This is a genomic window from Streptomyces sp. NPDC093252 (genome assembly GCF_040683675.1).
Classification (GTDB): domain Bacteria; phylum Actinomycetota; class Actinomycetes; order Streptomycetales; family Streptomycetaceae; genus Streptomyces.
This window is the reverse complement of the sequence record NZ_JBFBEM010000014.1, coordinates 190,350-204,679: the sequence shown is the minus strand read 5'-3', so window position 1 is coordinate 204,679 and position 14,330 is coordinate 190,350. Positions and strand designations below refer to the sequence as shown.

General features: G+C 69.1%; 9 protein-coding genes, 4 tRNA genes and 2 pseudogenes. 8 read left to right on the top strand and 7 right to left on the bottom strand.

What is annotated here, in order from left to right; genetic code table 11:
- Positions 1–9: 9 nt before the first annotated feature.
- A pseudogene (locus AB0O01_RS27925) lies at positions 10–1,343 on the bottom strand (DUF3631 domain-containing protein).
- A gap of 233 nt (positions 1,344–1,576) precedes the next feature.
- A complete protein-coding gene (locus AB0O01_RS27920) occupies positions 1,577–1,771 on the bottom strand; it encodes a hypothetical protein (RefSeq protein WP_365317535.1) in 195 nt (64 codons plus the stop codon).
- 160 nt (positions 1,772–1,931) lie between these two features.
- Here AB0O01_RS27920 and AB0O01_RS27915 point away from each other — a divergent pair, with 160 nt between their 5' ends.
- Both AB0O01_RS27915 and AB0O01_RS27910 read left to right on the top strand, forming a co-directional pair.
- Positions 1,932–2,573, top strand: a complete 642-nt coding sequence (locus AB0O01_RS27915; RefSeq protein ID WP_365317534.1) for a helix-turn-helix transcriptional regulator — start codon at positions 1,932–1,934, stop codon at positions 2,571–2,573.
- Positions 2,570–4,114, top strand: a pseudogene (locus AB0O01_RS27910) (site-specific integrase). Before AB0O01_RS27915 ends, AB0O01_RS27910 begins: the two are co-directional and overlap by 4 nt.
- 389 nt (positions 4,115–4,503) lie before the next feature.
- Here the strand turns inward: AB0O01_RS27910 and AB0O01_RS27905 are convergent.
- Positions 4,504–5,361 carry a hypothetical protein gene (locus AB0O01_RS27905; RefSeq protein ID WP_365317532.1) on the bottom strand — a complete coding sequence of 286 codons (858 nt, stop codon included), beginning with the start codon at positions 5,359–5,361 and terminating at the stop codon, positions 4,504–4,506.
- A 550-nt stretch (positions 5,362–5,911) separates the two neighbouring features.
- On the opposite strand from AB0O01_RS27905, the gene AB0O01_RS27900 reads away from it, so the two are divergent.
- Entirely contained in the window at positions 5,912–6,283 is a 372-nt protein-coding gene (locus AB0O01_RS27900) for a hypothetical protein (protein WP_019061652.1), read from the top strand.
- A gap of 154 nt (positions 6,284–6,437) precedes the next feature.
- Here the strand turns inward: AB0O01_RS27900 and AB0O01_RS27895 are convergent.
- From AB0O01_RS27895 to AB0O01_RS27880, 4 genes are all read right to left on the bottom strand, one after another.
- Positions 6,438–6,510, bottom strand: a tRNA-Lys gene (locus AB0O01_RS27895).
- Positions 6,511–6,759: 249 nt separating this feature from the next.
- Positions 6,760–8,244: an amino acid permease gene (locus tag AB0O01_RS27890; RefSeq protein ID WP_365317621.1), complete on the bottom strand. Its 1,485-nt coding sequence runs from the start codon at positions 8,242–8,244 to the stop codon at positions 6,760–6,762.
- 300 nt (positions 8,245–8,544) lie between these two features.
- Positions 8,545–10,845, bottom strand: a complete 2,301-nt coding sequence (locus AB0O01_RS27885; RefSeq protein WP_365317530.1) for a DEAD/DEAH box helicase — start codon at positions 10,843–10,845, stop codon at positions 8,545–8,547.
- Between the two features lie 312 nt (positions 10,846–11,157).
- On the bottom strand, positions 11,158–11,748 hold the full coding sequence (locus AB0O01_RS27880) for a hypothetical protein (protein WP_365317529.1): 591 nt from the start codon (positions 11,746–11,748) through the stop codon (positions 11,158–11,160).
- Positions 11,749–11,878: 130 nt separating this feature from the next.
- Here AB0O01_RS27880 and AB0O01_RS27875 point away from each other — a divergent pair, with 130 nt between their 5' ends.
- From AB0O01_RS27875 to AB0O01_RS27855, 5 genes are all read left to right on the top strand, one after another.
- Positions 11,879–12,229 carry a metallopeptidase family protein gene (locus AB0O01_RS27875; protein WP_365317527.1) on the top strand — a complete coding sequence of 117 codons (351 nt, stop codon included), beginning with the start codon at positions 11,879–11,881 and terminating at the stop codon, positions 12,227–12,229.
- 105 nt (positions 12,230–12,334) lie between these two features.
- A complete protein-coding gene (locus AB0O01_RS27870; RefSeq protein WP_365317525.1) occupies positions 12,335–13,885 on the top strand; it encodes a metallophosphoesterase in 1,551 nt (516 codons plus the stop codon).
- Between the two features lie 125 nt (positions 13,886–14,010).
- Positions 14,011–14,083 (top strand) — tRNA-Glu (locus AB0O01_RS27865).
- 37 nt (positions 14,084–14,120) lie between these two features.
- Positions 14,121–14,195: transfer RNA gene (locus tag AB0O01_RS27860), tRNA-Asp, on the top strand.
- Positions 14,196–14,219: 24 nt separating this feature from the next.
- Positions 14,220–14,293: transfer RNA gene (locus AB0O01_RS27855), tRNA-Phe, on the top strand.
- Positions 14,294–14,330 lie beyond the last annotated feature (37 nt).

The following is a 14,330-nucleotide window of genomic DNA, read 5'->3' as shown; positions in this document are numbered from 1 at the left end:
AAACAGAACCTAGCCCGAGCCCGAGCCCGGGAGTGGTGCTGGTCCGGTGTTCGCTGGGTGGACGGTGGGGCAGTAGCGCCGCCAGGCGTCGAGGAACTTGTTGCGCGTGTAGCCCTTGCGCTGGGTCTGGTCGGTGAGGCGGACATTTCCCGGCTTGATGCCGTACGGGGTGAGCATCCTGGCCAGTTCGCGGGCGTCGAGCCCGTTGCGTCCCCACTGCGCGCCCACGGCGCCTCGGGGTCCTGGCGCAGGTGGTACAGCAGGTCGTCCGTGGCGAGGCTGTCGGTCTCGCGCTGGGTGGCGAAGACCCTGCGGATGTCAGCGAGGATGCGGGCGCCGCCGGGCTGCTCCTCCTCCGCCTCGACCTCCGCAGCCACCATCCGCTCGCACGCGGTGCGGGCCCGGCGGGGCCAGGACCCGGCGGCGAGGTCGGCGATGATGACCAGGGGTTCCCAGGTGTCGGCGGCCCGGTCCTCGACCGGCAGGTCCGGCTCCAGCTCCGCCGCCTCGTCCAGCAGCGGTCCGGCCCAGGCCGCGATGCGGTCGCGCAGTTCGTGGAGTGAGGGGATGTCGCGGCGGGAGCGGAAAGGCTTGACGCGTTCTCCCTCGGCCCGGCGGCGCATCCGGATCACGACGGCCCGGTCCATGATGGTGTCGGGCAGGTCACCGATCCCGGCGAGGGCGGCCATGGCGAAAGTGGCGAACCGGTGCGGGGTGTGGTCGTTGCCGACCACCCGGGTGACGTACCGGTTCCGCTGGTGGCCGGCGTTGAGGAGGCCGCGCATCTCCTCGTTCTTCTCCGCCTGCTTCGGCGTCCCGAAGATCGTGTCGGCCTCGTCGACCAGGAGGGTGGGCGGCTCCTCGGTGATCGACCGGAACACGGCCGCCGGGGTGGTGTTGACGGTGAGCATCGGCTCGTGGACCGTCTCCGTCAGCACGTCCAGCAGCCGTGACTTGCCGCACCGCTTCGCCGGACCGACCACCGCGAGACGCGGCGCGTGCTGCCACGCGGGCTGCAAGTGCGTGGCCGCCACCCACAGCGTCACCGCGTCCAGCGCCTCCGCCGAGGGCAGGATCACGAACCGCGCTATCCGCGCACGCAGTTCATCCAGCAGCACCGAACCAGCCGACGGCTCCGGATCGGATGGCCTTGCGTCCGACGCCGGGAGCGGAGCGACGTGCTCCGGCACGCCCTGGCCTGGGACCGCGACGGGCGGCCAGGCACCGGAAGGTGCAGGGGCGAGGTCGGGGGCGGGGGTGGAATAGGGCAGGGGGCTGTCTGGCTGCACCAGGCGGTTCCTCTCCTGCGCCGCCGGGCACACCGGCCCAGCAGCGCGGGTCATTCGATGGATGCGGGTGGTGGGGGTTCCGGTGCCTGGGGCGTTGTGCCGCCGCAGACCCGTCGCATTCTGATCCGGGACGTTCGCCCTGTTCGGTGCCGGGACGCCGGGCCTGTGCCGGTCCGGAACGTTCGCACCGTTGCCCGGGGGACCACAGACCGTACGTCCAACCCCGCCACTAGTCCAGCGTTTCCGTGTCAGCTCAGCGCAGAACCCCCCGCTGACGTGCCGCCGCCTCACGCGGCCGGCCCGAGCAGCGCCAGCAGATCCGCCATCACCACCCGGTAGGCGTTGCCCAGCCGCAGCACCCGGCATGGATACAAGCCGCGCTTCGCCAGCTCGTACCCCTTGCTCCGCCCCAGCCCGAGCGCCCGGTTCCCCGTCTCCAGGTCAACCGAGACCGGAAGCGCCAGCAGCTCCTCCCGGCTCATCCCCCGCGACCCCCTCGGCATGGCCGAGACCGCCAACGAATCAGGCTTCGCGTCTTCGCGCATACGCGTGCGCCCCTCTCGATACAGCCCTCGGCGAACGCGGTGATCACATCCGGCTCCAGGCGTGTATCCACCACGATCCTCACGCTACTGTGTCTTCATGACACAAAACGATATCGAAGATGAAGAGACCGACGACATTCCCGAATGGGCGGACCGCGTCAACGCCACCGTGGCCCGCGAAGTCCGCCGCCGCAGAAAGGAGATGAGATGGAGCGCGCAGGACCTCGCCGACGCATGCGAACGCCTAGGCCACCCCATCCCCCGCAACGTCATCGCCAACATGGAATCCGGCCGCCGCGCGCACCTCCCCCTCGCCGACGTCATGATCCTCGCCGCCGCCCTGCGCACCTACCCCATCTGCCTCATCTACCCCGTCGGCTACACCGACCAGACCCAGGAACTCCCCTTCGAGGAACCCGTCCCCACCCGCACCGCCCTGCGCCACTTCACCGCCGACAAACGCATCACCGGCCACGACCCCGGCATGCTCCGCGACTTCGACACCCACACCCGCCTCACCACCCACGCCCTCACCGCCCTCGCCGAAAACGACAACAACAGCGACGACGCCATCACCGCCAAATACGAACTGCGCCACCTCCGCCGCCGCATCCGCGAACGAGGCGCCACCCCACCCCACCTCCCCCACACCCTCCACGACGTCGACCAACCCACCACCGTGCCCACCACCCCAACCGGACTCGACAACCCCACCCCCACCCCGGAGGAACGCATTTGAAGGGCTCCACCCACCGCCGCTGCTACTGCCGCGACCCCCACACCGGCAGACCCCTCGGCAAGAAGTGCCCCAAGCTCACCCACCGCAAGCACGGCACCTACTCCGTCCGCCAGGAACTCCCGCCCCGCCAAGACGGCGCCCGCCGCTCCTTCAGCCGCGCCGGCTACACCACCCTCAAAGACGCCCAGAACGACCTCGACCACGTCCGCGCCCTCATCGCCCTCGCCGAAAACGACGACCCCGAGAACCTCGCCCGCATAGCCGACCTCCTGGAGAAGGTCGCCGACGAAAAGGCACCACTCCCGAACGTAGAAGCGACCCGTCGCCGCCTCAACCACGGCCTCGACCTCACTGGACGCCTCACGGTCGGCGAATGGCTCGACCAGTAGTTCGCAGGAAAGCGGCGTCGCAAGACCACGCTGAACAGCTACGGTTCCCACATTCGCGTCCATCTGAAGCCCCGCATCGGCCACGTGCGTCTGGACCGGCTCAACGTCGGCCACCTGGTGGAGATGTTCGACGGCATAGCCGATGACAACGAGACGATCGCCGCCGAGAACCGGGCCCGCCGCGAACAGATCGCCCGTTGCAAGCCGAGCAAACCAGGACGGCCCGCTGGAGCCGAACGACCGTTCCTCGCGTCCGAACGAGCCAAGCTCGCCGAGATGAAGCCCTTCCGGAAGATCACGGGCCCGGCCAGCCGCCAGGCCATCCGCCGCACCCTCCGCGCGGCACTGAACGCGGCGATCGCCCAGCAGTTGATCACCTTCAATCCGGCGTCCCATGTCGAACTGGAATCCGGCAAGCGCCCGAAACCACTCCTGTGGACCGAGGAGCGCGTACGACGCTGGCGCGAGACCGGCGAAGTCCCCGGCCCGGTCATGGTGTGGACCCCACAGCAATTCGGCGCCTTCCTCGACGCAGCCGAGGGCGACCGCCTGTACGCGATCTTTCACCTCATGGGCACCCGCGGTCTCCGTCGCGGCGAGGCGGTCGGCCAGGACTGGCACGAGATCGATCTCGACGCTGGCCTCATCACACCCGCCAAGGAGATCGTGGTGGACGGCTGGGACCCCTACGAGTCCGAGCCCAAGACGGACGGCAGCGCCAACACGATCGCGCTCGACAGCACGACCATCTCCGAACTGCGCGAGCACAAAGCCCGCCAGGAGAAGGAGCGCGCCAAGTGGGACACCGCCTGGCAGGACACCGGCAAGGTGTTCACCAAAGAGGACGGCTCCTGGCTCCACCCCGAGACGGTCTCCGAGACTTTCCGCCGCATCCTCGCCACGACCGACCTGCCGCCCATCACTCTCCGGGACCTACGCCACGTCGCCGCGACGCTCACGCACGGAGGCGGCGGCGACATCCATGCGGTGAAGGAGACGCTGCGACACTCCACCATCACGCTGACCTCGGACACGTACACGAGCCTGCTCCCTGAACTGGACCGTGAGATCGCCGAGAAGGCCGCAAAGTTGATCCCGAGGTCACGTCCGACAGCTAATGATTCGGCCGCTCAAATCGCACGCGATGGGTAGGGCACAGTCACAGCCGCTAGGGCAGGCTGAGGTTGCGGGAACCGACACGAAGACGCTCATCCTGTACCTGGACCAGAAACGACATCCGCGTACAGGCCGAAGTCCATCGCGCCCTTATGAAGACGGGGGAACTTAATCTCGCTCCCGCAGTCTGCCCCTCATAGCGGCGTGCTTCCGCCGATGCTCCCACCAAGCCACCCACCACAGATAGCGATATCGAGATTCCTTTGGCATGAGTAGCCGCACCAAAGCGAGCGGCAGGAAGAAGAGAAAAACGAGAAGTAGGAATGCCCACCACGGCATCCCTTCGATCGCACTCTGAGGGATCTCAATCATGATTCAACGACTCTCCGTATGGGAAGTTTGATGGACTCGGCCATGCGGTCCGATCAGCGTCGAATCTTGAGTACCGATCCCTTCAGGGTTACCTCATATCCGTGCCGTCGGGTGGAGAGTTTCGCATCGCGCACCCCGATCACCGGGTCAGTCAGTGCAAGCGCAACATCCTGCGCGTAGGGATATCCCGTCCATTGCGCCTCCCATTCGTCACCCTCCCCCCAAAGTCGCCGCTGCGGGTCGCCGTATCCCTCAACCTCCGTATGGCCCATACGCTGCAACGGGTCCCAATACCAGTTACCCGTGGCCCAGCGCCGGCCCGGGTCAGCCATAGACATCCTCACAGCAACGCCCGCTAGCAGGGTTTGAGCGTCAGGGGTCATGACTGGTAGTGCCGCGTAAAGACGCTTCTCCTCCGAAAGCAAGGGGGTATCGAGCGACAGCATTCGACGATCGGTGTCGCTCAACCGGCCAACCGCTTTACCGTTTGGATCGTCAGTGACTACCAGTTCCCCGCCTGTTGGAACATGCTCCAATACGTAGCAGGAACCGAAAACTCCGCCCCTAAGGCGCATACCTGGAACCCGCAGGTAATTTTCGCTGTCCGGGACGAGATACTGTGCAACGTTCATCGGCGCGTCCGCGATAAAGACCAAGCGGTTCCAACGCGGCGAAACCTTGATCGTGTACCACGTCAGGGTGTTGATCGTCCATCGCTTCGGCGATGCACCCTCGTCGCCTCGATTGAACAGGCCGAGGGCTAGCATTGCATTCAACTGACGCTGTTGTGGTGCGAAAGAATCCAAGCCGTGGGAACGATCATTGGGGATTCCCGCAAGCGCCGCTTTATACAACTCACCTGAGTACTTCATACGGGAGTGCGCGGCCTTCTTTTTCACCGAATTAGACATGCAAATGCCTCACTCGCCCCCGGTAGCGTTTGAGTCGCACGCCAAAACAGATGCTTCCTGCACCGCTTCCGCAGAGTGAGTGCACTAACACCCGTGAGACGACGATTGCAGTACCGGGCCCGCACGCCGGAGCTCCTGGGCCTCTGCGCCCAGTCGACAAAGGTCGATGGCAGGCAGGTTACCTCAATCGGAGCCCTCCCGCGCAACTCCCCTTCCATTACAGCGAGGTGAGGTCGACCGTGACGCTCAGTCACGCGTCCTGCGTGGCATCTACTCAAGCCATCGATCCGGAGGGGCTAACTGATCACGACCGCACAGCAAGCTAGAACCGCGCCTCGACATCTCCCCTGACCGCTAGCAGATCTCCATGTTCTGGGCCATTTCCACTCCCTCAGGCGGGTACGGGCGTCATGCTCGGTCCATGGGACGAAACAGCAAGCGCCGCCGGAGCGCACGAGTTGCTAAGGCGGGGCGCATTGTCAGGCCGGACCTCTCCGAGATCTCCCGTGCCCGGACCGCGAAGCGCCTGCGCGCAGATATAGCAACGTGGATGGAGAACCCCTCCAAGGGGCCGGGGGCCTCGTTCATTGAGGGTGAGCACCCTTCGGATCCCACTGCAGTCTGGGCGATCTTGATGGGCTGGCTTGTCGCGGCACGGGAGCAGATCACCGAGGACCAGGCACGCGACGCCGTCACGTGGGTCTCCGACAGCCTGGGAATCAATCACGATGACCTCGTCCAAGCAGCAGGGTTCATCGGCCATCCGGACGCGCCGAATCTGACGCTCAACGAAGGGATCGAGCACTACGGGGGCAACCCGATCACGTTCACCCTGTATATGGTGATGCTCTGCGGTGGCCTGGTTGCGACGGTTGGCGACGCCGATCCGGATTGGCTCAAGCAGTTCGATCTGACGGCATGACCAAGTCGGGGGCTCTCCCAGCGGAGCGTCCCCGACACATCCGCTCACGCATCGCTCACGCAAGGCCCCGAAAACGCGGAAGCGCCCGAGCCAGCCGAAGCCAACCCGAGCGCTGCACCGCAGGTCAGAAGGGATTTCCCCTCCCCCGCATCGGTAGGCCCTGTGGGACTCGAACCCACAACCAATGGATTAAAAGTCCACTGCTCTGCCAATTGAGCTAAGGGCCCACTCACCGTCGTGCACAAGACCGCACCCGGTGATGCGTGATGTTGCCTCCCCGAGCATAGCCGGACCGGGCCGCGTCTCCGATCGGGTATCGCGACACGGCCCGGCGCACAGCCGAAGACCCCAGGCGCTCACCCCGCCCAAGCCCCCGGAATCACCCCGCAAGCCCTCCGCTCCACCCTCACCACCACCCCGCAAACCCTCCACCCCACCCCCACCACCACCCCTCCCACCCCCTCCACCCCACCCCGTCACCCCACCCCCTTCACCCCACTCCCACTCCCACCCCCATCCCCCCGCAAAAACCACTTCCGAGCCGAAACCCCCCACCATCCCGCCGCGAACCCCAGCACCACCAGCACCGCCACCGGCGCGTAGTTGAACGTCTCCCAGGTCACCGGCGACACCTGCGGCAGCATGAACAGCACGGTGATCACGCCGACCCAGGTCACCGCGATCACCCCGATCACCCGCGACCACCGCCCCAGATGCCACGGCCCCCGTTCGAAGTCGTCCCCCTTGCGCAGCCGCAGCAGCGTCGGGATGACGTACGCGATGTAGAGGCCGATCACGGCGATGGAGGTGACCGCCGCGTACGCGGTGACATTGATCAGGTACGGCAGGCCCAGCACCAGCGCACCCCCCGCCGCCAGCCACACCGCCGCCACCGGCGTCCGGGTGCGCGGGCTCACCGTGTGCCAGACCCGGGAGAACGGCAGCGCCCCGTCCCGGGAGAACGCGTAGATCATCCGGCTGTTCGCCGTCACCGACGCCATCCCGCAGAAGAGCTGCGCCCCGATCACCACCAGGAGCAGCAGCTTCCCCGCCGTCACGCCCAGCGCGTCCAGCAGAATCTGCGCGGGCGGCGCCCCCGTCGGGGACGTCAGCGCCCCCTCGTACGACTGGATCGCGAAGGTGAAGCCGAGGAGCAGGACGAACCCGGCGATCCAGGAGGTCCAGATCGAGCGGACGATGCCCTTCGGGCCGGCCGTCGAGGCGTCGTGCGTCTCCTCCGTCATATGCGCGGACGCGTCGTACCCGGTGAAGGTGTACTGCGCCATCAGCAGCCCCAGCAGCACCACATACAGCGCGCTGCCCCACCCCGTGTTGTTCACGAACTCGCCGAAGACGAACGACGCCGACTGATGACGGTCGGGGACGAACGCCAGCGCGCCCACGATCACCGCCACCCCCACCACGTGCCACCACACGCTCACGCTGTTGAGGAGGGCGACGATCCGGACGCCGAAGGTGTTGAGGAGGCCGTGCAGCAGCAGGATCCCGGCGAAGAGGAGGATCGTCCGGCCCGGCGTCACCTCGAAACCGAACTGAAGGTTCAGATACGCGCCCAGGAAGGACGCCGCGCCGAAGTCGATCCCCGCGGTCACCGCGACCTGCCCGAGCACGTTGAACCACCCCGTGAACCACGCCCAGGCCGCGGCCGTCCGGGGCGGCGCCAGCCGGTGCGCCCAGAAGTACAGGCCCGCCGAGGTCGGGTACGCCGAGCAGATCTCGGCCATCGCCAGCCCGACGAAGAGCGTCATCAGCCCGACCCCGACCCAGCCCCAGGTGATCACCGCCGGGCCACCGGTGTTCATGCCGAACAGATACAGCGTCAGGCAGCCCGACAGCACCGAGATGATCGTGAACGACACCGCGTAGTTGGAGAACCCCGACATCCGGCGGGCCAGCACCTGGGTGTACCCGAGCTGAGCCAGCCGTTCCTCATCGGTCAGCCCACCAGCCCCGCCACCCCCACCAGCCCCACCGTCCCCGCCCCCACCAGCCCCGGTGACCCCTGGTGAACCCGCCCCTGCCCCCGCGTCTGTACCTGTGCCTGCGCCTGTGCCTGTGCCTGTATCTGTCATGCCCCCAGCAATTCCCCCACCAAGCACGTGACACACGTCACAACTTGACCCACAGCGACAGCCGCCGCACCCCGGACACGCGGAAGGGCCCGCACGACCGAAGTCGCACGGGCCCTTCCTCAGTACCTCTCAGTGCCTCTCAGTACTCCGCAGCACTACACCCCGGCGTCAGCCGTTGCGCTTCCAGCGCGGCTTGTCCTCACGGCGTCCGACGGACGACCCGCCGCCGGTCCCCCGGTGGTCGTCACGGCGACCGTACGGCCGCTCGTGGCCCCCGGCACGGAAGCCGGGCCGGTCGCCCTGCCGGTCGCGGTTGAACGGCCGGTCGCTGCCCCGGTGCCCGCTCCGCTCGTCCCGCCGCTCGAAGGAGGATGACGAGGAACGGCCCGGACGGTCGTCCCGCCGCTCGAAGGAACGCCCACCGCGGTCATCGCGACGGTCGTCACGCCGGTCGTCACGCCGCTCGAACGAACGGCCACCGCGGTCGTCGCGCCGCTCGAAGGGACGCCCACCGCGGTCGTCCCGACGGTCGAAGGAACGGCCACCCCGGTCATCGCGACGGTCGTCGCGCCGCTCGAACGAACGCCCGCCCCGGTCGTCACGACGGTCGTCACGCCGCTCGAAGGAACGCCCGCCCCGGTCGTCGCGCCGGTCATCACGGCGGTCGTCCCGACGCTCGTCGCGGCGCTCGAACGAACGCCCACCGCGGTCGTCGCGACGGAACCCACCGCCACGCTCCCCCCGGTGATCGTTCCGGTGATCGTTACGGACATAGCGCTCCCCGCGCTCCGACCGGTCCTGCCGGTCGTACTCCCGCGCGGTCGCCTGCGTCTGCGTCGGCCCCTGCGCCTGCTCCGGCACGGACACCGCCGCAACAGCGGCCTGCGCCTCCGCCTCCGTCGCCGCCTGGGCCTCCGCCACCGCCGTCTCCGGGTCCTCGCCCCGCTCGCGGGCGGCCCGCGCGATCAGCCGGTCCGCCTCCTCGCGCAGCTCGGTGGCCCGGCGCTGGGCCCGCTCCAACTGCTTGGTGAGCTGACCGACCTCGCGCTCGGCCTGCTGAGCGGCGTTCCCGGCGGACTCCGCCTGGACCTCCGTCATGGAGCGCGCACCGGTGATCTCGGCGACCTCCGGGTCGAACGCGCCGGCCCCCTGGATGATGTGGCGCGAGGCGTCGACGCCCGCGTCCTCCATCAGCCGGAAGATCTGCCGCCGCTGGTGCGGCAGCGACAGCGAGACGACCGTGCCGGTACGGCCCGCCCGCGCGGTACGGCCCGCCCGGTGCAGATAGTCCTTGTGGTCACCGGCCGGGTCCACGTTCAGGACCAGGTCGATGCCGTCGACATGGATACCGCGCGCGGCGACATCCGTGGCGACCAGGACATTGACGTACCCGTCCTTGAAATCGGCCAGGGTGCGGGTGCGGGCGCCCTGGGTCATACCGCCGTGCAGCGCGTCCGCCTTGGCGCCCGCGTCGCGGAGCTGCTCGGCGACCCGGTCGGCACCGAGCTGGGTGCGGACGAAGATGATGGTGCGGCCCTTGCGGGACGCGATCGCGGCCGTGACCGGCGCCTTGTCCTTGGGCTTCACGATCAGGATGTGGTGGGACATGGTCGTCACCGCGCCCTGCGCCGCGTCGACCTCGTGCGAGACCGGCTGGTCGAGGTAGCGGTCGACCAGGGTCTGGATCTCGTTCTCCATGGTCGCGGAGAACAGCATGCGCTGGCCGCCCGCCGGGACCTGGTCCAGCAGCTCGGTGACCTCGGGCAGGAAGCCCAGGTCGGACATCTGGTCGGCCTCGTCGAGGACGGCGATCTGGACGTCCTCCAGGGAGCAGGCGCCCCGGTTGATGATGTCCCGCAGCCGGCCCGGCGTGGCCACCAGGATGTCGACGCCCTTCTCCAGGGCGTAGATCTGGTTGCCCATCGACGTACCGCCGCAGACCACCTTCATCCGCAGGCCGACGACATCGCCGTACGGCTGGAGCGCGTCGGCGACCTGCATGGCCAGCTCGCGGGTGGGGGTGAGGATGACGGCGCGGGGCTTCTTGCGCTCGGTCCGGCCGCCGGCCAGCGTGGCCAGGGTCGGCAGGCCGAAGGAGAGGGTCTTGCCGGAGCCGGTGCGGCCCCGGCCGAGGATGTCCTTGCCGGCCAGGGCGTCCGGGATGGTCGCGGCCTGGATCGGGAACGGGACGGTCACCCCGTTCTGCGCGAGCTTGCGCACGACGCCCTCGGGGAGACCGAGGTCGGCGAAGGTGATCTCGGGGGTGTCGGCGTCGGCGTCGGCGGTGTCGTCCGCCTCGACGGTGTCGGTCACGTCGTCGGAGTCGGCCGCGGCAGCGGAACCGGTGTCCGCGGCGGAACCGGTGTCCCCGGCGCCCTCGGCGGCCTCAGGGGTCTCGGCGTCGAGAACGGCGTCCTCGCGGACCTCGTCCCCGGGCACGACAAAGTGATCGGCAGTGGAAATGGACATGCGAATGCGAAACCTTCCGGAGTCTCGTCGGCACGCGCCCGTCAACTCCGTGATTCGCACCACGACCGCCTCAATGCGGTCAGCCACGGCAAGGGAGAGAACGCGCCACACGGCGCGCTCTGCGTTGGCGCCGGGCAAATGGGATCAAACGATCTACCACCATACGCACCCAAGGCCCCGGTAGGCAAATCGAGATCCCGGCACCACCCACCTCCCGACCTCCCACAGCCCAAATCCACCACCCGAGCCCACCACCCGAACCCCCGCCCCAACCCCTCACTCCGCCCCCAACCCCTCACCCCCAACCCCACCTCACACCGGCACCCCGGCCCGCGGCGCCGGTTCCCGCTGGACGAGTTGCGTTCCCGCCTGCTCGTGCGCCGAGGACGACGGCTCCGCGACCGTCGGCTCCGGCGAGGCCGGCGGCTCCGGCGTCGGCTCGGGCGGCGCCGGCGTCTCGCCGGTCCGGGTCGGCGACGGCAGCGGCTTCGGCGGCACCGGATCACCCCCCGGCGGCACGGTCCGCCCCGGCCCGCCCGGCACCGGCCCCGACGCCCCGGGCCGGACCGGCGCGGAGGCCGAGGGCGCCCCGGACTCCCCCGGCCCGCCCTCCCCGCCACCGTCCCCGTCCTTCGCCTCCTCCTCACCGTTGCCGTCGCCCTTGCCCCCGCCCTTGGCATCCCCATGCCCGTCCCGGGCGCCGCCCGCCTCCCCATCGCCGGACCCGAACGCGCCGCCCGTGAGCGCCGCGCCCCCGTCCGGTGCCTCACCGCCGGGGCGGCCCGCGGAGTGCGACGGCTCGGCCCGCCGGCCTTCGTCGTCACCGACGCTCATGCAGCCGGTGGCCGCGGCGACGGCCACCACGGCGGCGGCCAGGCGGACGGGTACGTACAAAGGGCGCACGGGAGCCACCTCCGAGGGGGCGAAGAAGTCAGCGTGCCCAACTCCCCCCGCCCGCGGGAGGACACGCGCGCCACGCCGGACCCGGCCACCGCCCGGCGCCGTTTCCCCGGCCGTCCCGGACAATGAACGGGTGCTGGAGATGACACGCGAGGCGTTCGAAGAGCTGGTGAGTGAAGCACTGGACCGGATCCCGCCGGAGCTGGCGCGGGTCATGGACAACGTGGCGGTGTTCGTGGAGGACGAACCCCCCGCCGACGATCCCGAACTCCTCGGCCTCTACGAGGGCACCCCGCTCACCGAGCGCGGCGAGTGGTACGCGGGGGTGCTGCCCGACCGGATCAGCATCTACATGGGCCCCACCCTGCGCTACTGCGAGACCCCGGAGGACGTGGTCCACGAGGTCGCCGTGACCGTCATCCACGAGGTGGCCCACCACTTCGGCATCGACGACGAACGCCTCCACGAACTCGGCTGGGGCTGATCCCCACCCCATACCCCCACCCCATACCTCCCCCCGGCTCCTCCCACCAGGGCATACAACCCAGGCCACCGCATATCCGCCCGCCAACATGGGCATACGGGATCAATGGCCCGCACCCGTCCCCTCCCCGCCCTCGCACTCGGCGCCCGGCCCAACCCCTGGGTCCGGGCCGCGGGTCTGACGGCGGTGGTCGTGCTGGGCGCCTGGCTGGGACTGCTGATCGTGGGGAACGTACGGGTGCCGGTCGGGCCGATGGACACCACCATGACCCTGCGCCCCTCGGCGACCGGGGGCACGAAGATCAATGTCTCGCCGCTCGGAGCACTGCACCTCAACAGCCACACCGCGCCCTTCCGGCTGGATGTGAACGTCGACCAGTTGGACCCGGTCCGCTCGCAGGCCCTGGTGGACCACCCCGAGCGGCTCTCCGGGCTCCAGGACGAGGTGGCCCAGGACGTGGGGCGCGGCACGCTCGATCTGGCGGTGCGCTCCTGCGCCGCGGTGGTGATCGGGGCGACCGCGCTCGGGCTCGCGGTCTACCGGCGTCCGCGCCGGGCACTGGCGGCCGGGGGTCTGGCCCTCGCCCTGCTCGCCGCGTCCGGCGGGACGGCGCTGGCCACCTGGAACCCCAAGTCGGTCCTGGAGCCGCGCTTCTCCGGTCTGCTCTCCTCGGCCCCGTCCCTGGTCGGCGACGCCCGCAGCATCGTCACCGAGTTCGATGTCTACCAGCGCGAGCTGGCTCGGCTGGTGACCAATGTGACCGAGCTGTACGACGCCACCTCCACGCTCCCCGCGTACGCGCCCGACCCGTCCACGATCCGGGTGCTGCACGTCTCGGACATCCACCTCAACCCGGCGAGCTGGAAGATCATCGGCTCCCTGGTGGAGCAGTACAAGGTGAATGTGATCGTGGACTCCGGCGACACCATGGACCACGGCTCGGCGGCCGAGAACGGCTTCCTGGACCCGATCGAGGACCTCGGGGCGCCGTACATCTGGGTCCGCGGCAACCATGACTCCGGTCTCACCCAGGAGTACCTGGAGGACATGGAGAACGTCCATGTACTGGACGACGGCCGGGCGGTGGACGTGGCCGGGCTGCGGTTCGCGGGCATGGGCGACCCGCAGTTCTCCCCGGACCGGACCGCCCCGCAGGGCGGCAAGGAGGTCCAGGCCCTGGCGGGCGCCCGGCTGGCCTCGGCCCTGCGCGACCAGAAGCAGGCCGGTACTCCGGTGGACATCGCCATCGCCCACGACCCGGACGCGGCACGCGAGACGGACGGCCAGGTCCCCCTCGCCCTGGCCGGCCACCTCCACCACCAGGAGATGGAGGTCATGCCCTACGGCACCCGGCTGCGGATCGAGGGCACGACCGGCGGCAGCGGGCTGCGGGCGCTGGAGCAGAAGAACCCCGACCCGATCGAGGCGTCCATCCTCTACCTCGACCGCGACACCCGCCGCCTCCAGGCATGGGACGAGATCCGCCTCGGCGGCCTGGGCCTGACCACGGCGGAGGTCAGCCGCCACCTCCCGAAGGAGAACCACCCCGGAGCACCCGCCGGCTCCACTCCCGCCCCCTCCCCTTCCCCCTCCCTCTCCCCTTCCCCGGGCCCGGCCCCCGGCTCGACCCCTTCCCCTTCCCCGTCCCCTTCCTAGACGCCCTCTCCGACCCCCGCAGCCGCCGCCTCCGCCGCCCTGTAAACCGTTTTGGCGATACCTCCCGCCATCCCATATGCTTCTCACGTCCCCGACGCGCTGAGAAGCGCCCAGGCGGGCCGATAGCCCTCATCGTCTAGCGGCCTAGGACGCCGCCCTTTCAAGGCGGTAGCACGGGTTCGAATCCCGTTGGGGGCACGCAACACCGTGTGCGACACTGTCGTACGCAACGCTTGGTCCTGTGGAGCAGTTTGGAGTGCTCGCCACCCTGTCAAGGTGGAGGCCGCGGGTTCAAATCCCGTCAGGACCGCTGGTGTTTCACGTGAAACACCGTGGCTGGGTAGCTCAGTTGGTACGAGCGTCCGCCTGAAAAGCGGAAGGTCGCCGGTTCGACCCCGGCCCCAGCCACCGCAAGCCCCTCTCCATCACGGAGAGGGGCTTTTTT

Coding starts and splice junctions, on each gene's coding strand:
- AB0O01_RS27915 (WP_365317534.1), top strand. CDS start 1,932: ATGACACAAAACGATATCGAAGATGAAGAGACCGACGACATTCCCGAA.
- AB0O01_RS27900 (WP_019061652.1), top strand. CDS start 5,912: ATGGAGAACCCCTCCAAGGGGCCGGGGGCCTCGTTCATTGAGGGTGAG.
- AB0O01_RS27905 (WP_365317532.1), bottom strand. CDS start 5,361: ATGTCTAATTCGGTGAAAAAGAAGGCCGCGCACTCCCGTATGAAGTAC.
- AB0O01_RS27885 (WP_365317530.1), bottom strand. CDS start 10,845: ATGTCCATTTCCACTGCCGATCACTTTGTCGTGCCCGGGGACGAGGTC.
- AB0O01_RS27870 (WP_365317525.1), top strand. CDS start 12,335: ATGGCCCGCACCCGTCCCCTCCCCGCCCTCGCACTCGGCGCCCGGCCC.
- AB0O01_RS27920 (WP_365317535.1), bottom strand. CDS start 1,771: ATGAGCCGGGAGGAGCTGCTGGCGCTTCCGGTCTCGGTTGACCTGGAG.